At 70.3% G+C, this 19,317-nt stretch carries 17 protein-coding genes, 1 tRNA gene and 1 pseudogene; 9 read left to right on the top strand and 10 right to left on the bottom strand.

Annotated elements, in window-relative coordinates:
- The first annotated feature begins 198 nt into the window (after positions 1-198).
- The gene (locus tag HALOF300_RS27580) at positions 199-2,022 is read left to right on the top strand and encodes a caspase family protein (RefSeq protein ID WP_156743400.1); all 1,824 of its coding nucleotides are present in this window, start codon (positions 199-201) and stop codon (positions 2,020-2,022) included.
- A gap of 45 nt (positions 2,023-2,067) precedes the next feature.
- Here HALOF300_RS27580 and uvrB read toward each other — a convergent pair whose 3' ends face one another.
- Positions 2,068-4,158, bottom strand: coding sequence for an excinuclease ABC subunit UvrB (gene uvrB, locus HALOF300_RS23900; protein WP_156743399.1), 2,091 nt, complete (start codon positions 4,156-4,158; stop codon positions 2,068-2,070).
- Positions 4,159-4,241: 83 nt separating this feature from the next.
- Between uvrB and HALOF300_RS23895 the strand changes: the two genes are divergently transcribed.
- Positions 4,242-4,937, top strand: coding sequence for an alpha/beta hydrolase (locus HALOF300_RS23895; RefSeq protein ID WP_156743398.1), 696 nt, complete (start codon positions 4,242-4,244; stop codon positions 4,935-4,937).
- Positions 4,938-5,026: 89 nt separating this feature from the next.
- Positions 5,027-5,464: an OsmC family peroxiredoxin gene (locus tag HALOF300_RS23890; RefSeq protein WP_156743397.1), complete on the top strand. Its 438-nt coding sequence runs from the start codon at positions 5,027-5,029 to the stop codon at positions 5,462-5,464.
- 34 nt (positions 5,465-5,498) lie between these two features.
- Here HALOF300_RS23890 and HALOF300_RS23885 read toward each other — a convergent pair whose 3' ends face one another.
- On the bottom strand, positions 5,499-6,326 hold the full coding sequence (locus HALOF300_RS23885) for a TetR/AcrR family transcriptional regulator (RefSeq protein WP_156743396.1): 828 nt from the start codon (positions 6,324-6,326) through the stop codon (positions 5,499-5,501).
- Between the two features lie 127 nt (positions 6,327-6,453).
- Between HALOF300_RS23885 and HALOF300_RS23880 the strand changes: the two genes are divergently transcribed.
- Together HALOF300_RS23880 and HALOF300_RS23875 are read left to right on the top strand one after the other, a co-directional pair.
- Positions 6,454-7,419, top strand: coding sequence for an ABC transporter ATP-binding protein (locus HALOF300_RS23880; protein ID WP_156743395.1), 966 nt, complete (start codon positions 6,454-6,456; stop codon positions 7,417-7,419).
- Complete coding sequence (locus tag HALOF300_RS23875) at positions 7,419-8,252, top strand: ABC transporter permease (protein ID WP_156743394.1); 834 nt, start codon at positions 7,419-7,421, stop codon at positions 8,250-8,252. The genes HALOF300_RS23880 and HALOF300_RS23875 overlap by 1 nt, the downstream gene beginning before the upstream one ends.
- 53 nt (positions 8,253-8,305) lie before the next feature.
- Here the strand turns inward: HALOF300_RS23875 and coaE are convergent, their stop codons facing one another.
- The 4 genes from coaE to HALOF300_RS23855 all read right to left on the bottom strand — a co-directional run bounded on the left by coaE (position 8,306) and on the right by HALOF300_RS23855 (position 13,206).
- Positions 8,306-9,511 carry a dephospho-CoA kinase gene (gene coaE, locus HALOF300_RS23870; RefSeq protein ID WP_156743393.1) on the bottom strand — a complete coding sequence of 402 codons (1,206 nt, stop codon included), beginning with the start codon at positions 9,509-9,511 and terminating at the stop codon, positions 8,306-8,308.
- A 239-nt stretch (positions 9,512-9,750) separates the two neighbouring features.
- A complete protein-coding gene (locus HALOF300_RS23865) occupies positions 9,751-10,386 on the bottom strand; it encodes a pyroglutamyl-peptidase I family protein (protein ID WP_231955721.1) in 636 nt (211 codons plus the stop codon).
- Positions 10,387-10,471: 85 nt separating this feature from the next.
- Positions 10,472-11,971, bottom strand: a complete 1,500-nt coding sequence (gene rpsA / locus HALOF300_RS23860) for a 30S ribosomal protein S1 (protein WP_154793887.1) — start codon at positions 11,969-11,971, stop codon at positions 10,472-10,474.
- A 209-nt stretch (positions 11,972-12,180) separates the two neighbouring features.
- Positions 12,181-13,206: a 6-phosphofructokinase gene (locus HALOF300_RS23855; RefSeq protein WP_156743392.1), complete on the bottom strand. Its 1,026-nt coding sequence runs from the start codon at positions 13,204-13,206 to the stop codon at positions 12,181-12,183.
- Positions 13,207-13,300: 94 nt separating this feature from the next.
- Here HALOF300_RS23855 and HALOF300_RS23850 point away from each other — a divergent pair, with 94 nt between their 5' ends.
- The gene (locus tag HALOF300_RS23850) at positions 13,301-14,131 is read left to right on the top strand and encodes a class I SAM-dependent methyltransferase (protein ID WP_156743391.1); all 831 of its coding nucleotides are present in this window, start codon (positions 13,301-13,303) and stop codon (positions 14,129-14,131) included.
- Positions 14,132-14,208: 77 nt separating this feature from the next.
- Here the strand turns inward: HALOF300_RS23850 and polA are convergent, their stop codons facing one another.
- Entirely contained in the window at positions 14,209-16,905 is a 2,697-nt protein-coding gene (gene polA, locus HALOF300_RS23845; protein WP_156743390.1) for a DNA polymerase I, read from the bottom strand.
- Between polA and HALOF300_RS23840 the strand changes: the two genes are divergently transcribed.
- The gene (locus tag HALOF300_RS23840; RefSeq protein ID WP_156743389.1) at positions 16,904-17,308 is read left to right on the top strand and encodes a PaaI family thioesterase; all 405 of its coding nucleotides are present in this window, start codon (positions 16,904-16,906) and stop codon (positions 17,306-17,308) included. The two genes, polA and HALOF300_RS23840, sit on opposite strands and share 2 nt — an antisense overlap.
- On the opposite strand, the gene HALOF300_RS23835 is transcribed toward HALOF300_RS23840, so the two are convergent.
- Both HALOF300_RS23835 and HALOF300_RS23830 read right to left on the bottom strand, forming a co-directional pair.
- Positions 17,224-17,931 carry a GNAT family N-acetyltransferase gene (locus HALOF300_RS23835; protein ID WP_197522805.1) on the bottom strand — a complete coding sequence of 236 codons (708 nt, stop codon included), beginning with the start codon at positions 17,929-17,931 and terminating at the stop codon, positions 17,224-17,226. The genes HALOF300_RS23840 and HALOF300_RS23835 overlap by 85 nt on opposite strands.
- 206 nt (positions 17,932-18,137) lie before the next feature.
- Positions 18,138-18,836: an ANTAR domain-containing response regulator gene (locus HALOF300_RS23830; protein WP_156743387.1), complete on the bottom strand. Its 699-nt coding sequence runs from the start codon at positions 18,834-18,836 to the stop codon at positions 18,138-18,140.
- Between the two features lie 64 nt (positions 18,837-18,900).
- Here HALOF300_RS23830 and HALOF300_RS23825 point away from each other — a divergent pair.
- Positions 18,901-18,977: transfer RNA gene (locus HALOF300_RS23825), tRNA-Leu, on the top strand.
- Positions 18,978-19,095: 118 nt separating this feature from the next.
- Positions 19,096-19,152 (top strand): annotated as a pseudogene (locus HALOF300_RS27790) (hypothetical protein); the annotation flags it as partial.
- Here the strand turns inward: HALOF300_RS27790 and HALOF300_RS27785 are convergent.
- Positions 19,143-19,313: a hypothetical protein gene (locus tag HALOF300_RS27785; RefSeq protein ID WP_408637016.1), complete on the bottom strand. Its 171-nt coding sequence runs from the start codon at positions 19,311-19,313 to the stop codon at positions 19,143-19,145. The pseudogene HALOF300_RS27790 and the gene HALOF300_RS27785 sit on opposite strands and share 10 nt — an antisense overlap.
- Positions 19,314-19,317 lie beyond the last annotated feature (4 nt).

Here is a 19,317-nt window from a genome sequence, read left to right as displayed (position 1 = left end):
CCGCGGACCGCGTTCATCGGTGAACGCCGAGGACGGCTCGGTTCCATTGTCCGACCACTGCGCAGCCCGGCACAGCGAATTCCCGTGTGATTCCCGTGAGCCGGCGGATTCACCCGGGGACGATCGCCGAATCACCCGTCGCGGCAGGTCCGACCGCGCGAGACTTGAGCATCACGGCCGGCGACAAGGGAGGAACACATGGCCGGCACCGTTCGCGCACTTCTCGTGGGTATCGACGACTACCTCGCGATCACGCCTCTCGCGGGCTGCGGCAACGATGTCGCGGCGGCTGAGCAGGTTCTGCGGGTGCGCGCGGAGTCCGCGGGGGCCACGCTGGAGGTGCGCACCCTCCGTGACGCCGAGGCGACCAGGGAGGCTCTGATCGCTGCGTTCGTCGAACACCTGGGCGGCACCGGGCCGGACGATGTCGCCGTGTTCTGGTACAGCGGGCACGGCTCCCAGGAGCAGGCACCGGAGTCGATCTGGCACGCCGAGCCCGATCGACTGATCGAGACCCTGGTCCCCTACGACGCCCGCACTCCCGGCGTGTTCGACCTGGCGGACAAGGAGCTCTCGCAACTGCTCGGCCTGGCCGCGGGGCACGGTGGTCATGTGCTCGCCGTGCTCGACTGCTGCCACTCGGGGGGCGGGACCCGCACGATCGACGACGACACCGGCGGTGTCCGCGCGGCGCCTGCGGACGAGCGGATCCGCCCGCCGGGGGTGAGCCTGTCCCTGCCGACCACCAGGGGCCTTGGCGAGGCGAGGCCGCCCGGACCCGGCGGCGGTCCGGCCGCCCGCTGGGTGGCGTTGTCCGCCTGCCGGTCGGACCAGAAGGCCAAGGAGCGACCGGTGCGGGGTGTTATCAGGGGTGTGCTCTCGGCGGGCCTCGAGCGGGCTCTCACGGGTGCGATCGGGCCGCTCTCCTACCGGGACATCCACCGGATGTGCAGCGCGGCCACCCTGGACCTCGTCGCAGATCAGAGCCCGCAGCTCGAAGTCTCCGAGCCGGGCGACCTCGACCGGCCGTTCCTCGGCGGAGCCGCGGTGCTGGCCGCGCACCCGTTCACGGTGAGCATCCGCGGTGGTGGGTGGCTGCTCGACGGCGGGGCGGTGCACGGACTCCCGGACGTCGCCGTTGGCCGCACGGAGATCGCACTGTTCCCGATCGGTACCCCGCGGGCCGGTACGCCGCAGAGCGGAGCGCCGCCAACCTCGGCCGGACCGCTCGCGCGGGGTGTTCTCACGCAGGTGCGGGTCGGCGAGAGCGACGTCCGGATCACCGACGGCGAGGGCGCCCTCGATCCCGCGCGCACGTATCGCGCGAGCGTCGGCCGTGCGGGCCACGCCCCGGGCGGCCCGGCTGGCGGCACGGCGAGTGCTGGCCCGGTCGGCGGCCGCACGGACGCCGGCGACGTGGGCGGTGGCACGGCCGGTGACCTCTCCGGCGACGCAGGCGGGGATCCCGGACGGGCGGCGCACATCGGTCGCTGGCACGACCTGCTCGACCGGCGCAACCCGGGCACCATGATCCCGGTGGGGACCGTCGACGTCGCCGTCGAGCAGCCGGACGGCACCCCGCTACCCGTGGACGGCACCGTGGAGGTGCGGTGCCCACGCGGGCAACGGTGGGCGCCCGCGCGGATCCGGGTGGTCAACCGGCTCGGGCCCAGGCTGTTCTGTGCGTTGTTCGCGCTCACCCAGGACCACGGCGTGGTGCCGCTGCTGCCGGGTGGCGGCGCCTGGCTCGGGGCCGGCGAGGAGGCCTGGGTCCTCGACGCCGCCGGAGAGCCGATGGTGCGGATGACGGTGGCCCCGGGCCGGTCTCGCGCGGTCGACGTTCTCAAACTGTTCATCAGCACGGTCGAGTTCGACGCCCAGCAGATGCAGCAGGCCGAGCTCGGCGCCGACGCCAGCCGGGGGCTGACCCTTGATCCCGCGGCCCTCGTCGCGGACGCCGCCGCGGTATCCGCGCAGGACTGGACCGCGGCGGAGTGGGTGATCACGACCCTGGCGCCGTGACGGTCGCGTTGCCCCAGCACACCCCGCGCGGGCGGGCCCCAGGTCTCAGGCCGTCGCCTGCGTCATCTGCCGCAGTTCCTTCTTCAGGTCGGAGACCTCGTCGCGGAGCCGGGCCGCGAGCTCGAACTGCAACTCCTCCGCCGCCGCGTGCATCTGGTCGTTCAGCTCCTGGATGAGGTCCGCGAGATCCGATGCAGCCGCCCCCGCGAGCTTCTCGCGAGTGGTGCTCGGCGTGGGCGCCTTCCCACCGCGTCCCTTGCCCTGCTGGCGGTAGCCACCGGACAGGAGCTCCTTCGTGTCGATCTCCTCGCGGGCGAGCATCTCGGTGATGTCCCCGATCCGCTTCCGCAGCGGGGTCGGGTCGATGCCGTTCGCCGTGTTGTAGGCGACCTGCTTCTCCCTGCGCCGGTCGGTCTCCTCCAGTGCCATCTTCATGGACGGCGTGATCGAGTCCGCGTACATGTGCACCTCACCGGACACGTTCCGTGCGGCCCGCCCGATCGTCTGGATCAGGGACGTGGACGAGCGCAGGAAGCCCTCCTTGTCCGCGTCCAGGATGCTCACCAGGGACACCTCGGGGAGGTCGAGACCCTCCCGGAGGAGGTTGATGCCGACGAGCACGTCGAACACACCCGAGCGCAGCTCGCGGAGCAGTTCCACCCGGCGCAGCGTGTCCACCTCGGAGTGCAGGTAGCGCACCCGCACGTCCCGTTCCAGGAAGTAGTCGGTGAGGTCCTCAGCCATCTTCTTGGTGAGCGTGGTGACCAGCACCCGCTCGTCCCGACCCGCGCGCTCCCGGATCTCGGCGAGCAGGTCGTCGATCTGGCCCTGGGTCGGCTTGACGACCACCTTCGGGTCGACCAGACCGGTGGGCCGGATGATCTGCTCGACGACGCCGTCGGACTGGGACAGCTCGTAGGAGCCCGGGGTGGCGGACAGGTATACCGTCTGCCCGATCCGGTCCAGGAACTCCTCCCACCGCAGCGGACGGTTGTCCATCGCGCTCGGCAGCCGGAACCCGTGTTCGACCAGGGTGCGCTTACGGGAGGAGTCCCCTTCGAACATGGCTCCGATCTGCGGCACGGTGACGTGTGACTCGTCGATGACGAGCAGGAAGTCCTCGGGGAAGTAGTCCAGCAGCGTGTGCGGGGCGGAGCCCGCCTCGCGCCCGTCGATGTGCCGCGAGTAGTTCTCGATCCCGGAGCAGGATCCGATCTGGCGCATCATCTCGATGTCGTACGTGGTGCGCATCCGCAGCCGCTGCGCCTCGAGGAGCTTGCCCTGAGCCTCGAACTCGGCCAGCCGCTCGGCGAGCTCGACCTCGATCGTCCCGATCGCCCGTTCCATCCGCTCCGGCCCCGCCACGTAATGGGTGGCCGGGAACAGGTGCGTCTCGGTCTCCGAGCGCACCACCTCACCCGTGAGCGGGTTCAGCGTCTGGATGGACTCGATCTCGTCCCCGAACATCTCGATCCGGATCGCGAGCTCCTCGTAGACGGGGATGATCTCGATGGTGTCTCCGCGGACCCGGAACGTGCCCCGGGTGAAGGCCATGTCGTTGCGGGTGTACTGCATGGTCACGAAGTGGCGGAGCAGATCGTCGCGGTCGATGCTGTCCCCGACCCGCAGCGGCACCATCCGGTCCACGTACTCCTGCGGGGTGCCGAGACCGTAGATGCAGGACACCGACGCGACCACGATGACGTCGCGCCGGGTGAGCAGGTTGTTCGTGGCCGAGTGCCGCAGCCGCTCGACCTCATCGTTGATCGAGGAGTCCTTCTCGATGTAGGTGTCCGACTGCGGGACGTACGCCTCGGGCTGGTAGTAGTCGTAGTAGGAGACGAAGTACTCGACGGCGTTGTTCGGCAGGAGCTCGCGGAACTCCGTTGCCAACTGGGCGGCCAGGGTCTTGTTCGGCGCCATCACCAGAGTGGGCCGTTGCACCTGTTCGATCAGCCAGGCCGTGGTCGCCGACTTCCCGGTACCGGTCGCACCGAGGAGCACCACGTCCTTCTCCCCCGCCTTCAACCGCTCCGTGAGGTCGGCGATGGCGGTCGGCTGGTCCCCCGAGGGGGTGTACTCGGAGATCACCTCGAACGGGGCGACGGTCCGCTGCAGATCGGTGACAGGGCGCATGAGACAAAGGTACGTCGGACCGCTGACATTCATCGATCGCGCCGGTACGCCGTCGGCCGAACGAGGCATGCCAGACTTCCGCCATGTCGACACTTCGCCCCGAGACCCTGCCGCTGGACGCCGGGGCGACGGTCTGGTCGGTACCGCCGAACCGGGTCGACGCGGCGCTCGACGCGCGTCCGCTGCTCGTCCTGCTGCACGGCTTCGGCTCCAACGAGGCCGACCTCGCCGGCCTGATCCCGCACCTGCCGGCTGAGTTCGTGATCGCGAGTCTGCGGGCGCCGCTGCCGGTCGAGGTCGGCGCCGGCCGCGGTTACGCCTGGTTCCCGATCACTGACCCGGGCCGCCCGGACCCGGCCTACCTCGACGCCGGTGTGCGGGGGATCCGCCGCTGGCTGGAGCACACGCACGCACGGGTCCGCACACCGGGGCCGGTCGCCCTGCTGGGGTTCTCCCAGGGCGGCGCAATGGTGACCCACCTACTGCGACACAACCCCGAGGACTACGCGTGCGGCGTGGTCCTGTCCGGCTTCACCGCCGGTGGACTCGTGGCCGGCGACGAGGCCCTCTCGCAGATCCGCCCGCCGGTGTTCTGGGGCCGCGACGAGGCCGATCCGGTCATCCCGGCCATCGCCGTCCAACGCACGACGGCGTTCCTCACCTCACACGTCGACCTCACCGAGCGCCGATACCCCGGTGTGGGCCACTCCGTCGCCGCCGCCGAGCTCGAGGACGTGGCCCGATTCCTCCGCGAGCACGTCGGTGCGCCCGGGTCCTGAACCGCGCTGTCGCGAAGGCGGCCGGCGGGGCAGACTGGCTCACGACGCCGCGCACGGAACGTCCGGGCGGGCGAAGGAGGAATCGACAGATGGCACTCGTCAGCCGTGCAAGCGCATCCTGGTCCGGGAACCTGTTCCAGGGGTCGGGCTCAGCGAGCCTGGACAGCTCCAAGCTCGCGACCTTCGACATCAACTGGAAGGCGCGCACCGAGGAGAACGGCGGTACCACCAACCCCGAGGAGCTCATCGGTGCCGCGCACGCCGCGTGCTACTCGATGGCGTTCTCGAACGTGCTCGACTCCAACGGCACTCCGCCGACGCAGATAAACACCGGCGCCAAGGTCACGTTCGACCCGGGCGCCGAGGGTGGCGCCGCGATCACCGGCATCCACCTGACCGTCTCGGCGACGGTCGAGAACCTCTCGGAGGAGGACTTCCAGAAGCTCGCCGTCGCGGCGAAGGAGGGCTGCCCGGTCTCGAAGGCCCTCGCGGGCACCGAGATCACGCTGACGGCGTCGCTCGCCTGACCCTGCCCGATCCGGTTCGCGCCGCGGGGGCCGCTCAGCCGGCCTCCGCGGCTGCGTCGATGGACATCTCGACCACGTCCAGTAGCCGCTCCAAGGTCGTCTCGAACGCACCGGCATCGTTGTCGAAGGCGCCCGCGAGATAGATCCCGGTCATCACCGGATACCGCTCGACGTCGAACCAGTCCTCCCAGAAGCTGCTCATCGACTCCCAGTAGTCGTCCTGCCCGACCCCACTGGCGTCGCGGTCGACGGACTCGGCGATCGAGCTGCGCGCGAGGCCCTGCAGCACCGTGTCCACCAGGCCGATGGTCTGCACCACCTGGACAGGGGCCAGCGACGTGCGGATCAGGGTGCGCAGACCCGCCTCCTGGGCATCGAGCACGCGCGGTGACAGCGGGGCACGCCACATGTTCGTCTGGAGCAGCCAAGGCTCGCGCTCGTAGAGCGCCCAGAACCCGCGGCAGTACTGCGCCAGTGCCGTCCGCCAGGGTTCACCCGCCTCGGGCAGTCCGAGTCCGCCATAGACGCTGTCGATCATCAGGTCGATGAGCTCGGCGCGGCCGGGTACGTAGGTGTACAGCGACATCGCGCCGACGCCGAGCTCCTTGGCCACCTTGCGCATGGACAGCGCCTCGAGGCCCTCCGCCCGCACCACCGCCAGCCCCGCCGAGATCACCTCCGCGAGGCTCGTGCTGGCCGGCCGGCCCTTCATCGACGGCCCCGGCGGCGACCAGAGCAGCGCGAGCCGGCGAGTCACCTCAGGCGTGCGGGTGACGAACGGGTACCCGTCGGCGCGCGCCTTCTGCGCGGCGAGCTGCTTCAGCCCGTCACCGCCGTCCGCATCGTGATCCTCGATCGTCACCGGCCCTCATCCCTTCTGCGTCGCGTGCGGAGCAATCTGACCACATCTGCTGGCCGCCACTTTCCGTACAGCGTATGATATCGTCCGTTACTCAGTTTCAGTACACCGTACGAGAGGAAGCTCCAGGGTGATCCGCGCACGAGGCCTGACCAAGACCTTCCAACGCAAGAAGGAGACCGTCGAGGCGGTCAAGAGCATCGACGTCGACGTCCACGAGGGTGAGCTCGTCGCGTTCCTCGGCCCGAACGGAGCCGGGAAGTCCACCACGCTGCGCATGCTCACCAGCCTGCTCGAACCCAGCTCCGGCACCGCCGAGGTGGCGGGTTGGGACGTCACCGCCGACCCGGCGCAGGTGCGCGCTCGGATCGGTTACATCGGACAGGGGAACGGCGGCGGCTACTCCTACCGGGTACTCGACGAGGTGCACAACCAGGGCCGGTTCTACGGGCTGCCCGCCGAGGAGTACCGGCGCCGCACCTCGGACCTGCTCGAAGCGCTCGAACTCACCGGCCTCGAGAAGCGCACGGTGCAGAGCCTCTCCGGGGGCCAGCGCCGCCGTCTGGACGTGGCGATGGGACTGATGAACCACCCGCCGCTGCTGTTCCTCGACGAACCCACCACCGGGCTGGACCCGCACAGCCGGGCCAACCTGTGGGAGCACATCGGCGCGATGAGACAGCGCTACGGCATGACCATCGTGCTCACCACGCACTACCTGGACGAGGCGGACACCATGGCCGAACGCGTGGTGGTCATCGACCACGGCACGATCATCGCCGATGCACCGCCGTCAGTCCTCAAGCGCGAGTACGCCGACGACGTGATCACGTTAACGCTGGCCTCCGGCGGCCGAGCCGAGGAGATCACCGCGCTGCTCGCGGGCGCCGGTGGCGAGGTGCGCACCGAACCGGGACCGGGCGCCGCGCTGGTCGCCGTGATCACCACCGCGCACGGATCGGACCGGTTGCCGGCCGCGATCGAGGCGCTGCGCCTGGCGGGACACACGGTCACCTCGGCCGACCTCAGGCGGGCCAGCCTGGATGACGTCTTCCTCAACCTGACCGGGCGCAGCCTGCGAGAGGAGGCCGCGTGATGTCCACGCTCACCCAGGAGCCCGAACGCGAGGTCCGGACCGTGCTGCTGCACACCGGCGCCAGCAAGTTCATCGGCGACGTCGGCGCCGTGTTCGTTCGGGAGATCCTGCTCGTCATCCGCGACCCGTTCACGCTGATCTTCTCGTTGCTGCAGCCGCTGGTCTTCCTCGGCCTGTTCGCGCCGATGCTGACCGGCGCAGTCGGCGGCCTCGGTGGTGGCGGCGGTTCCACGGCCGAGACGCTGCAGTGGTTCGTGCCCGGGGTGATCGTGATGATCTCCCTGTTCGGTACCTCGATGACCGGATCGAACCTGCTGTACGAACTGATGACCGGGTCCTACGAGCGGGTACTGGCCACGCCGCTGAACAGGTCCGCGATCCTGATCGGGCGCTCGCTCAAGGAGTTCGCACCGCTGGTGGTGCAGGGGCTGATCATCGTGCTGATCTGTGTGCCGTTCGGCTTCCGTCTCTACCCACTGCACCTGCTCGTCGGCCTGGCCCTGCTCGGCCTGTTCGGGATCGGCGTGGGTGCGCTGTCGATGGCGCTGGCGCTGGCCGCGAAGAGCCGGGAGTGGCTGTTCTGGGGGGTGCAGCAGGCGCTCCTGTTCCCGCTGCTCATCCTCTCCGGCATGATGCTGCCGCTGGAGAGCGCACCGAGTTGGATGCAGGTCGCGGCGCAGTTCAACCCGCTGACCTACATCGTGGAGGCGGAGCGAGCCCTGCTCAGCGGGTCCTTCGGAGCCGCCGAGGTGCTGTGGGGCTGGGTGGCGGCGGCGCTGACCTGCGCCGTCGGGCTGTGGGTGGGTATCCACCGCACCCGCAAGACGGTCTGAGCGCGCGGCGCTCCCGTGCCGTTCCGATCGGCACGGGAGCGCCGGTGCGTCCTTCAACGGGCCGGTGGCCGCCACCGTTCGGCCCCGACCCACGCCTGCAGGCGCGGCCAGACCTGGGTGAACCAGGGTTCCTTCGCTGCCGCGTAGGCGCCGGTGTCGGCAGTGCCCGACGCGGTGCGGCGTTTCAGTGCCGCGTACTCCTCGCGGGCGGCATCGTCGGCGCGGAGCCAGTCCCGGAAGGCAAGGGCGTAGGTCCAGCCGGGTCCGTCCACCACCCGCACGTGCAGGTTCACCGCTCGGCCTGGATCGGCGTTGCCGTGCAGCCGCTTGTCCCAGCGGCGCGCATCGGGTTCGTTCGGCTTCGGGGTGTCGACCCACTCCCCCGCTCGCACCGGGAACCCGGCCCGGCCGAGCGCTTCGGCGATCCGGTCCGCATCCGCGAGGGTGTCCACACCGAGCTGCAGGTCGAGCACGTCCTTGGCCACCAGCCCCGGCACCGCGGTGGACCCGATGTGCTCCGCCGAGCGGACCCGTTCCCCGCCGGCGCGGCGCAACCGGGCGAGGATCTGGTCTGCCTGCACCGCCCAGGTACGCGGCGGCTCGGGTGGTTCGAGCAGCACTGCCGGCCCGGATCGGGCCGCCACGACGCCCGCCTCGAGGTTGCGCGCGTACGGCGCGATCCGGCTCCTCCACAGCTGCCCGACGGCGGCACGCACCTCGTCCGGATGCCGTTCGTTGTCGATCCAGACGTCGGCGACCCGGCGCCGGGCATCGTCGTCGGCCTGGGCGGCGATCCGGGCCTGGGCGTCCTCGGGCAGCATGCCACGGTCGGTGACCAGCCGGTCCAGCCGCACGTCCGCGGACGCGCCGACCACCAGGACGAGGTGGTAGTTGGCCGCCAGATCGTTCTCCACGATGAGCGGGACGTCGTGCACCGCGATCGCGTCGGCCGGGAGCGCACGAACCCGGGCCTTCGTGGCCTCGCCGACGAGCGGGTGCACAATGGCGTTCAGCCGCTTCCGGGCATCGTCGTCACGGAAGATCAGCCGGCCGAGAGCGGGCCGGTCCAGGGCGCCGTCGGCCGTCAGCACGCCGTCGCCGAACGCCTCGACCACGGTCCGCAGACCCGGGGTGCCCGGCTCCACCACGTCGCGAGCGATCGCGTCCGCGTCGATGAGGTGCGCGCCGAGCTCGGTGAGCATGGTGGCGATGGTCGACTTGCCTGCGGCGATCCCGCCGGTCAGTCCGAGGTGCAGCACGCATCCACCCTAGGGCGTCCACCCGACGGTGATCGCCCCGTCGCGACCGAGCGCATGACCGCCGAGCGAGATCTGCACCGGGTTCTCGCTCGGCTCGAACCTCCGGATCGAGCCCGGTGTGCTCCAGTTCGACGGCACGGTGTACCGGTGGCGCGTGTTCGCCGGGGCCGGTCCCTACGCCCGACCCCAGGACGAAACGGACCGTGCCTTCCGGACGCTCTCCTGACCCGCGTGCCTGGTCAGTCGGGCTCGCCCGCGGCGAGCCGCAGGTCCACCGCGACGTCCAACGCGGCATCGGCGCTGACGCGCACCGCGCGGGCGAGCGTCGCCAGACCGGGCGAGCCGACGCCGTCGGGCATCGGCACATGCACGAAGCCGGCGCGGCGGCCCTGCGCGAGGCCCGCCCACGCCGTCGCGCGGAAGAACATCGCGTTGCACACGAACGTGCCCGCGGTCATCGACAGCTCCGCCTCCACGCCGGCCTCCGCGAGCAGGGCCCGGGTGGCCTTGACCGGCAGCGACGTGAACAGGGCGGTCGGCTGCCCGACGAGCACCGGTGCCTCGGCGGGCTGGGCACCGTCGTTGTCGGGGATCCGGGCGTCGCACAGGTTCACGGCGAGCCGCTCGAGACTGACCCGGTCCCGCCCCGGGGCAAGGCCGACGCCGATCACGACGTCCGGCTGGTGCTCGCCGAGCAGGGCGTCCAGGTCGGCGCCCATCCGCTCATAGGCCACCGGTAGCTCGGCCGCGACGAGCCGCTCGGCACGGTCCCAGTCGCGCTCGACCGCGCGCACCGCCTCGATCGAGGGGTTGCGGGTGGCACCGTCGAAGGGCTCGAAGCCGGTGAGGAGCACGGTGCGGTTCAGGGCGGGCACCCGTGCAGCCTACGTGCGCCGACGGCGACGGCCCGCCACCCCGGTGCGGGGTGACGGGCCGTCGAGGTACTGCGTTGGGTGCGGATCAGCCGCCGGTCAGCTTCTCGCGCAGCGCGGCGAGGGCCTCGTCGGAGGCCAGCGTGCCGGCCGCCTCGACCGGAGCCGAGCTGTAGGACGAGGAGTCCGAGCCCGAGTCCGAGGAGGAGGACGACGACGACGAGGAGCTACTGGAGGAGGTGCCCGGGTCGGCGTCGGCCTCGATGGCCGCCGCGACCTGCTGCTTGTGGGCCTCCCAGCGAGCCTGGGCCAGCGCGTACTGCGCCTCCCATGCCTCGCGCTGGGTGTCGTAGCCCTCGAGCCACTCGTTCGTCTCCGGGTCGAAGCCCTCGGGGTACTTGTAGTTGCCCTGCTCGTCGTACTCCGCCGCCATGCCGTACATGGACGGGTCGAAGTCGTCGCTGCTGGGGTCGACGCCCTCGTTGGCCTGCTTGAGGGACAGCGAGATCCGGCGACGCTCGAGGTCGATGTCGATGACCTTGACGAACACCTCGTCGTCGACCTTCGCGACCTGCTCCGGCAGCTCCACGTGGCGCTGGGCCAGCTCGGAGATGTGGACCAGGCCCTCGATGCCGTCCTCGACGCGCACGAACGCACCGAACGGAACGAGCTTGGTGACCTTACCCGGCACGACCTGCCCGATGGCGTGGGTGCGGGCGAACGCCTGCCACGGGTCCTCCTGGGTCGCCTTCAGCGACAGGGAGACACGCTCGCGGTCGAAGTCGACGTCGAGGACCTCGACGGTGACCTCCTGGCCGACCTCCACGATCTCGTTCGGGTGGTCGATGTGCTTCCAGGACAGTTCGGAGACGTGCACGAGACCGTCGACGCCGCCGAGGTCCACGAACGCACCGAAGTTGACGATGGAGGAGACCACACCGGGGCGGACCTGGCCCTTCTGCAGCGTCTGCAGGAAGGTGGAACGAACCTCGGACTGGGTCTGCTCGAGCCAGGCGCGACGGGACAGGACCACGTTGTTGCGGTTCTTGTCCAGCTCGATGATCTTGGCCTCGATCTCCTGGCCGATGTACGGCTGGAGGTCGCGGACGCGGCGCATCTCCACGAGGGAGGCGGGCAGGAACCCACGCAGGCCGATGTCGAGGATGAGGCCGCCCTTGACGACCTCGATGACGGTGCCGGTGACGACGCCGTCCTCCTCCTTGATCTTCTCGATCGTGCCCCAGGCCCGCTCGTACTGCGCGCGCTTCTTGGACAGGAGCAGACGACCCTCCTTGTCCTCCTTCTGGAGGACGAGGGCCTCGACGCGCTCACCCACGGAGACGACCTCATCGGGGTCGACGTCGTGCTTGATGGAGAGCTCGCGGGAAAGGATGACGCCTTCGGTCTTGTAGCCGATGTCGAGGAGGACCTCGTCCCGGTCGACCTTGACGACGGTGCCCTCGACGATGTCTCCGTCGTTGAAGTACTTGATGGTCGCATCGACGGCTGCGAGGAAGTCTTCTTCCGAGCCGATGTCGTTGATCGCGACCTGCGGGACCTTCGTCGTGGCGGGGGTGGTGATAGTCATAGAGTGTTGGACTCCGATGTGGACAGGAATAGTACGGACAGGGGCTGGTGGCACGCGTAGCCCCCGCGAACCGTGTGTTCCCATGGTGATCGGAGTTCCGATCGCCGGGCGGCGCAGGAGGGCACGAAAAGCCGTCTACTAGTCTATCGTGTCCGGCCAGGCATCGCTACCAGCCTCCGATGTCGGCCGCGACACCCGGGCACCGCGGCTCACGCGAGCGCGGACGCGACCGCGATCAGCTCGTCCGGGACCCGCTTGAGTCTGCCCGCGACCTCGCTCAGCGGCACCAGTTCGACCCGGTCCCCGCGCAGCGCGGTCATGACGGCACTGCGACCCTCGGCGAGGGCCTCCACCGCGGCGTAGCCGAACCGGGAGGCGAGGATCCGGTCACCCGGGAGCGGCGTGCCCCCGCGCTGCACGTGACCGAGCACGGTGACCCGGGTCTCGAACCCGGTCCGCTCGGCGATCGCGGCGGCGACGCGCTCCCCCGTGGAGCCGGCGATGATCTCGCCGTGCGGACCGAGCCGGGTCTCGAAATCCAGCGACGTTCCCTCGGCGGGGACCGCACCCTCGGCCACCACCACGATGGAGAACGACGCGTGCGCCCGGTGCCGGTGCTTGAGCGTGCGGACCACTCGGTCCATGTCGAACGGTGCCTCCGGTGCGAGCACGATCTCGGCGCCGCCGGCGATGCCGGCCTGCACGGCGATCCAGCCGGCGTGCCGGCCCATCACCTCGACCACCATGACCCGGTTGTGCGACTCGGCGGTGGTGTGCAGGCGGTCGATCGCCTCCGTGGCGACGTGCACGGCGGTCTCGAACCCGATCGAGGCGTCCGTGCCCTCGACGTCGTTGTCGATGGTCTTCGGGATCCCGATGACGTTCACCCCGTGCTCGGCCACGACACTGGCCGCGTGCAGCGTGCCGTCCCCGCCCACGCAGATCATCGCGTCGATCCGCTCCGCCTCCAGGGTGGCCAGGACCGCGTCCATGCCACCGGGCTCCGAGTGCGGGTGGAACCGTGCGGTGCCGAGCAGGGTTCCGCCGAGCGCCAGCACACCGCGGATGTCGTCGCGGGCGAGCGGTCGGACGTCGCCCTCCGCCACGCCGCGCCAGCCGTTGCGGAAGCCGGTCACCGAATGTCCGTAGGAGCCGTGCGCATGCTTGACGACCGCCCGGATCGCGGCATTCAGTCCGGCGCAGTCGCCGCCCCCGGTGATCAGTCCGATGCGCATGGCCACTCCCTGATGTCGATTCCCGTCGGCTGGTCGCTCGGCATCAGGGCCGCCCGGGTTCGAGTCTAGGCTGACGCCGAACGAGGGAGGACCCATGTGGACCGATCGGCGCGGGCCGTTGGCGAGGGCCGGGTACCAGCAGGTCGACGGCGGCCGCGCGGCGGGCGCGAACGCCGCCTGGTGGAGCGAGGGTGCGCGGGAGTACCTGGACGAGCACGGCGAGTTCCTGGGTGCGGCGGACTTCTGCTGGTGTCCGGAGGGGTTGCGGGAGGAGCGGGCCCAGTTGTTGGGGCCGACGGCGGACCTCGCCTCCCGCTCGGTGCTGGAGGTCGGCGCCGGGGCGGCGCAGTGCTCCCGGTGGTTGCGTTCGCGAGGTGTACTGGATGTGGTCGCCACGGACGTGGCGCCCGGGATGGTGGCCGCGGCCGCGGCGCTGGACGCCGCCACCGGGATCGGCGTGCCGACCGTGGTGGCCGACGCCCGCGACCTGCCCTTCGCGGACGCCTCCTTCGACGTGGTGTTCACGGCGTTCGGGGCACTGTCGTTCGTGCCCGACGCCGACCGGGTGCACGCCGCGGTGGCGAGCGTGCTGCGCCCGGGCGGGTTGTGGGTGTTCTCGGTGACCCACCCGATCCGGTGGGCGTTTCCCGACGACCCGAGCGCACACGGGCTGACCGCGGCCCGGTCCTACTTCGACCGCACTCCCTACGTCGAGACCGACGACGCCGGTGAGCCCCTCTACGCCGAGTTCCACCGGACCCTGGGCGACCATGTGCGGGACGTCATCGGGGCCGGCCTCGTCATCGAGGACCTGATCGAGCCGGAGTGGCCGTCGGACAACACGAACGTGTGGGGTGGCTGGGGCCCGGAGCGGGGAGCCCTGCTGCCCGGGACCGTGATCCTGCGGACCCGGCTGCCGGGCTGACCTCCTGGCCCGACCCGCGGCGACAACTGCACCAGGACGGCCGCGGTGCCCTGGGTGCCACGACCGGTCCACATCCGTCAGTGACCAGCGTCGCGCCAGCTCTTCCCGGTGCCGACTGAGACGTCCAGCGGCACCGCGAGGTCCGCGGCAGCACCCATCTGCTCGCGCAGCACCGCCTCCGCCGCCTCGGCCTCACCGGGCGCGACCTCGACCACGAGCTCGTCGTGCACCTGGAGCAGCAGGCGGGACTTCAGCCCCTGCTCGCGCAGGGCCCGCTCCACCCCGATCATCGCGACCTTGATGATGTCCGCCGCGCTGCCCTGGATCGGTGCGTTCAGGGCCATCCGCTCGGCCATCTCCCGACGCTGTCGGTTGTCCGAGGTGAGGTCCGGCAGGTACCGCCGGCGGCCGAGGATGGTCTCGGTGTAACCGGTGGTGCGGGCCTGCGCGACCACGGAGGCGAGGTAGTCGCGGACGCCGCCGAAACGCTCGAAGTAGCCGTCCATGAGGGTGCGCGCCTCGGACGTCTCGATCTTCAACTGCTTGGACAACCCGAACGCGGACAGACCGTAGGCGAGCCCGTAGGACATCGCCTTGATCTTCGAGCGCATCGCGGCTGTGACCTCCTCCGGCTCCACCTCGAACACCCGCGACCCGACGAACGAGTGCAGGTCCTCCCCCGACCGGAACGCCTCGATGAGACCGGCATCCCCGGACAGGTGCGCCATGATGCGCATCTCGATCTGGGAGTAGTCGGCCGTGAGCAGGTTCTCGTAGCCGGAGCCGACCACGAACGCGGCTCGGATCCGAGTCCCCTCCTCGGTGCGGATCGGGATGTTCTGGAGGTTCGGGTCCGCCGACGACAGCCGGCCGGTGGCTGCGATCGTCTGGGAGTAGGTGGTGTGGATCCGCCCGTCCGGGGCCACGGTACGCAGGAGTCCCTCGACCGTCTGCCTGAGCCGGATCTGGTCCCGGTGGATGAGCAGGTGCTCCAGGAAGGGGTGCTCGGTCTTGGCGTACAGGTCCGCGAGGGCGTCGGCGTCCGTGGTGTACCCGGTCTTCGTCTTTCGGGTCTTTGGCATCCCGAGCTCGTCGAAGAGGACCTCCTGGAGTTGCTTCGGGGAGGACAGGTTCACCTCGCGGCCGATCACCTCGTAGGCCTTGGTCGCGGCGTCGGTGACCGCGTCGCCGAACTGGCTCTCGAGCTCGTTGAGGTAGTCGACGTCCGCGGCGATGCCGGCCTTCTCCATCTCGGCGAGGACCACGGCCACCGGAAGCTCGAGGTCGGTGAGCAGCTCGGCCGCACCCCGGTCCGTGAGGTCCGTGCGCAGAGCGGCGGCCAGATCGAGGACGGCGGCAGCCCGGACGGCGCCGATCTCATCCTCCGCGGGACCCTCCAGGACGAGCATCTGCTGACCCGAGTCGTCCTCGCCGACGCGCAGTTCCCGGTGCAGGTACCGCACGGACAGGTCCGCCAGCGTGAAGCTGCGCTGGTCCGGGTGGCACAGGTAGGCACCGATGGCAGTGTCGAGTGTGATGCCGTTGAGAACGAGGCCGCGCCCGTCCAGGCTGTGCCACGCGGCCTTGGCCTCGTGCACCACCTTCGGCGCGGCCGGGTCCGCGAGCCACGCCGCGAGCGCCGTCTCGTCCTCGACCGAGATGTCGGCGAGGTCGATCGTGAGGGCGGTGCCGCCGTCGGCCGCCAGCGCCAGGCCCCACGCGTCTCCGCTGCCCTGGGCCGCGGAGCCGCGCACATCCAGACCCACCTCGGCACCGGCGCCCGCTTCCAGCCAGGCGGACAGGCCACCCGGCGCGAGCGCTGTGACGTCCAGGTCGAAACCCTCGGACGCCTCGGTCTCGGCGTCCTGCGGGGTCATCTCGAACAGCCGGTCCCGCAGGACCCGGAACTCCAGCGCGTCGAAGACCTGATGCACCTTCTCCCGTTCGAACGGGCGGCGGGCCAGGTCGTCGACGCCGAGCGGAAGCTCCATGTCCCGGAGCAGGTGGTTCAGCTGCCGGTTCAGGATCACCTGGTCCAGGTGGGCCCGCAGGCTCTCCCCCGCCTTGCCTGCGATGGCGGGGGCGTTCGCGATGATGCCCTCGAGACCGCCGTGGGTGTTGATCCACTTCGCCGCCGTCTTCGGACCGACGCCGGGGATCCCGGGCAGGTTGTCGCTCGTCTCCCCCACAAGGGCGGCCAGGTCCGAGTACTCCGCGGGCGTGACGCCGTACTTCTCGGTGACCGCCTCCGGGGTCATCCGGACCAGATCGGAGACCCCCTTGCGCGGGTAGAGCACCGTGACCGATTCCCCGACGAGCTGGTAGGTGTCCCGGTCCCCGGAACAGATGAGCACGTCCAGACCGGCGGCGCTGGCCTGGGTGGCAAGGGTGGCGAGGATGTCGTCCGCCTCGAAGCCCTCCTTGCCAAGGGTCGGGACCGCGAGCGCGGCCATGACCTCCTCGATCAGCGGGATCTGTCCGCGGAACTCCTGCGGGGTCTCGCTCCGGGTGCCCTTGTACTCTGCGTAGGTCTCCTTGCGGAACGTCTGACTCGAGACGTCGAACGCGACGGCGACGTGCGTGGGCTCCTCGTCACGGAGCAGGTTGATCATCATCGAGGTGAACCCGTAGACGGCGTTCGTGGCCTGCCCCGTCGAGGTGGAGAAGTTCTCCACGGGCAGGGCGAAGAAGGCGCGGTACGCCATCGAGTGCCCGTCGATCAGCAGGAGCTTGGGTCGCACGTTCTCACTCACAGGTGCCACCCTATGCGTCATGACTGACATCGCGGACCTGGCCGACCTGACCCGGGGCACGCTCATCGAGAAGCTCGGTATCGAGATGCTCGAGATCAGCGCGGACCGGGCCGTCGGCCGGATGCCGGTAGCCGGGAACACCCAGCCGGTCGGCCTCCTGCACGGCGGTGCGACCGCCGCGCTCGCGGAGACGCTCGGCTCCTTCGCGGCGATCGCGCACGCGGGACCCGGTCGCTACGCCGTCGGGCTGGAGCTGAACGCCACCCACCACCGCGCCGCACGGGAGGGCTGGGTGACCGGGACGGCGACGGCCATCCACCTGGGCCGCTCGACGGCGACCTACGAGATCGCGGTGGCGGACGAGTCCGGTCGGCGGGTATGCACGTCCCGGTTGACCTGCATGCTGCTCGACGCCCCGTCCTGATCGGCCCGGTCGGTCCGCTCCGCGCGGTCTGCCAGGTCCACCAGGCTGAGTCCACGAGGCGGCGTCTCGGGCAGTCCACGGGACCGCCGACGGCGCGCGATCAGTTCGTCGATGCCACGGACCCGCTTGTCACGGCCGCCGGCCGGCTGCTCCAGGCGGCGGAGCAGGGCGGCCGTCTCGGCGATCCGACGGGAACCTGCCGGGATGAACCCGAGCCCGGAGAGGAAGCGTTGTTCGCTGCGGGCACCGGTGAGCGGCATGGTCACGACGCGCTCGCCGGCGCAGCGGGCGGCGACCACCGCGATCTGGTGCATCAGCGCCCGACCCACGCCCCGCCGTCGGTGCTCGTTGTCGACGTAGAGCGCCTCGATGTGCAGGTAGGCGATATCCGAGAACAGGTTCACGTCGATCTGCTGGACGAGGGCAAGCCCGACGATCGTCTCGTCCACCTCGGCGATGATCAGGCTCGAGTTCTCCATCCCGAACCAGGCCCGCAGAAGCTCGTTGAGGGCCCCGGAGTCGGGGTTGATCAGCTGGACGCCGAGCGGCGAGTCGGCTCGCGCGGCCCGGAGGACGGGGAGGACGGCCTCGAGGTCCTCGGCGTGTGCCACCCGTGCGGTCACACCACCCATCCGAACCAACCGTCTCACCACCGTTCGTCGTCCGTTCCAGCGAGGTCGGCCCCCACCATACGCCCGATGGGGCCACGGGCAGAAGTCCCGATATGCATTCGAACGAATGAAACCCGGACCAGGATTGAAACGCCACACCAACGGCCGACGACCATGACCGCGGGTGCGGTGGCTCGGGTCGTCGGCCGCTGCGTGCGTCAGTCCTTGGCCGCGCCGACCTGCGCGATGACGGCGTCGGCGACCTCACGCATGGTGAGGCGCCGGTCCATCGAGGTCTTCTGGATCCACCGGAAGGACTCCGGCTCGGACAGGCCCATCTTCGTCATCAGCAGGCCCTTGGCCCGGTCCACTCGCTTGCGGGTCTCGAAGCGGTCGGTCAGGTCAGCGACCTCGGACTCCAGGGCCGCGATCTCCTGGTGCCGCGAGAGGGCGATCTCCAGGGCGGGCAGCAGGTCGTTCGGGGTGAACGGCTTGACGACGTACGCCATGGCGCCGGCGTCCCGGGCGCGCTCCACGAGTTCGGTCTGGGAGAAGGCGGTCAGCAGCACGACCGGGGCGATCCGTGCCTTCGTGATGCGCTCGGCCGCGGAGATGCCGTCCAGGATGGGCATCTTCACGTCCATCACCACGATGTCCGGCTCGAGCTCGGTGGCGAGCCGCACCGCGGTCTCCCCGTCACCGGCCTCGCCGACCACTTCGTACCCGGCCTCGTTGAGCGTCTCGACCACGTCGAGCCGGATCAGGGCCTCGTCCTCGGCCACGACCACGCGTCGGGTCCGCGCCGCCTTGGGCTTCGACGCCGGCTCGGCCGCAGGGGCCGTGTCGAGGTCGAGGAGATCTGCGTCGTTCGACGCCTTCTTGCCCGGCTTCCCGCCGGTGGTCTCATCCGTGCTCACGATCGCCTAGCCTAGTGCCTGTGCCAGAATGGCACGACAGAGATCGCAGTGACGCGGCGCACTGGCCCCGATAGCCCAACCGGCAGAGGCGTTCGGCTCAAACCCGATCCAGTGTGGGTTCGAATCCCACTCGGGGCACCAGCAGCGAGGTACAACCAGACCCACCGGGTGGCACTTTCCGGCTTCATCAAGGGGCCCTGAACAAGCCCCCGCAGGCTACTCCAACTGGCTACATCTGGCCCATGCTTCGCGAGGGGCTATGACAGTCGCGACACAGACCGTCACCTTCGCCGTCGACGGCGTGAGTTACGAGATCGACCTCATCGACGACAACGCCGCCCAGTTGCGCGAGGCAGTGACCGCCCGACCGGTTGTCGGCGAGCCGGCCACGGGCAGGTCCAACAGGGCGACTCTGGTGACCGCGTCCACCCGGGTGCGGAACCCGGCCTGGCCCCGATCGACCGACACCCAGGTCATCGGT

It is taken from the genome of Occultella aeris (assembly GCF_902703175.1).
Taxonomy (GTDB): Bacteria; Actinomycetota; Actinomycetes; order Actinomycetales; family Beutenbergiaceae; genus Occultella; species Occultella aeris.
This window is presented reverse-complemented; position numbering and strand designations above follow the sequence as displayed.

Coding starts and splice junctions, on each gene's coding strand:
- polA (WP_156743390.1), bottom strand. CDS start 16,905: ATGACGCATAGGGTGGCACCTGTGAGTGAGAACGTGCGACCCAAGCTC.
- rpsA (WP_154793887.1), bottom strand. CDS start 11,971: ATGACTATCACCACCCCCGCCACGACGAAGGTCCCGCAGGTCGCGATC.
- HALOF300_RS27580 (WP_156743400.1), top strand. CDS start 199: ATGGCCGGCACCGTTCGCGCACTTCTCGTGGGTATCGACGACTACCTC.
- HALOF300_RS23850 (WP_156743391.1), top strand. CDS start 13,301: ATGTGGACCGATCGGCGCGGGCCGTTGGCGAGGGCCGGGTACCAGCAG.
- HALOF300_RS23890 (WP_156743397.1), top strand. CDS start 5,027: ATGGCACTCGTCAGCCGTGCAAGCGCATCCTGGTCCGGGAACCTGTTC.
- HALOF300_RS23895 (WP_156743398.1), top strand. CDS start 4,242: ATGTCGACACTTCGCCCCGAGACCCTGCCGCTGGACGCCGGGGCGACG.
- HALOF300_RS23840 (WP_156743389.1), top strand. CDS start 16,904: ATGACTGACATCGCGGACCTGGCCGACCTGACCCGGGGCACGCTCATC.
- HALOF300_RS27785 (WP_408637016.1), bottom strand. CDS start 19,313: ATGACCTGGGTGTCGGTCGATCGGGGCCAGGCCGGGTTCCGCACCCGG.
- HALOF300_RS23855 (WP_156743392.1), bottom strand. CDS start 13,206: ATGCGCATCGGACTGATCACCGGGGGCGGCGACTGCGCCGGACTGAAT.
- HALOF300_RS23875 (WP_156743394.1), top strand. CDS start 7,419: ATGTCCACGCTCACCCAGGAGCCCGAACGCGAGGTCCGGACCGTGCTG.
- uvrB (WP_156743399.1), bottom strand. CDS start 4,158: ATGCGCCCTGTCACCGATCTGCAGCGGACCGTCGCCCCGTTCGAGGTG.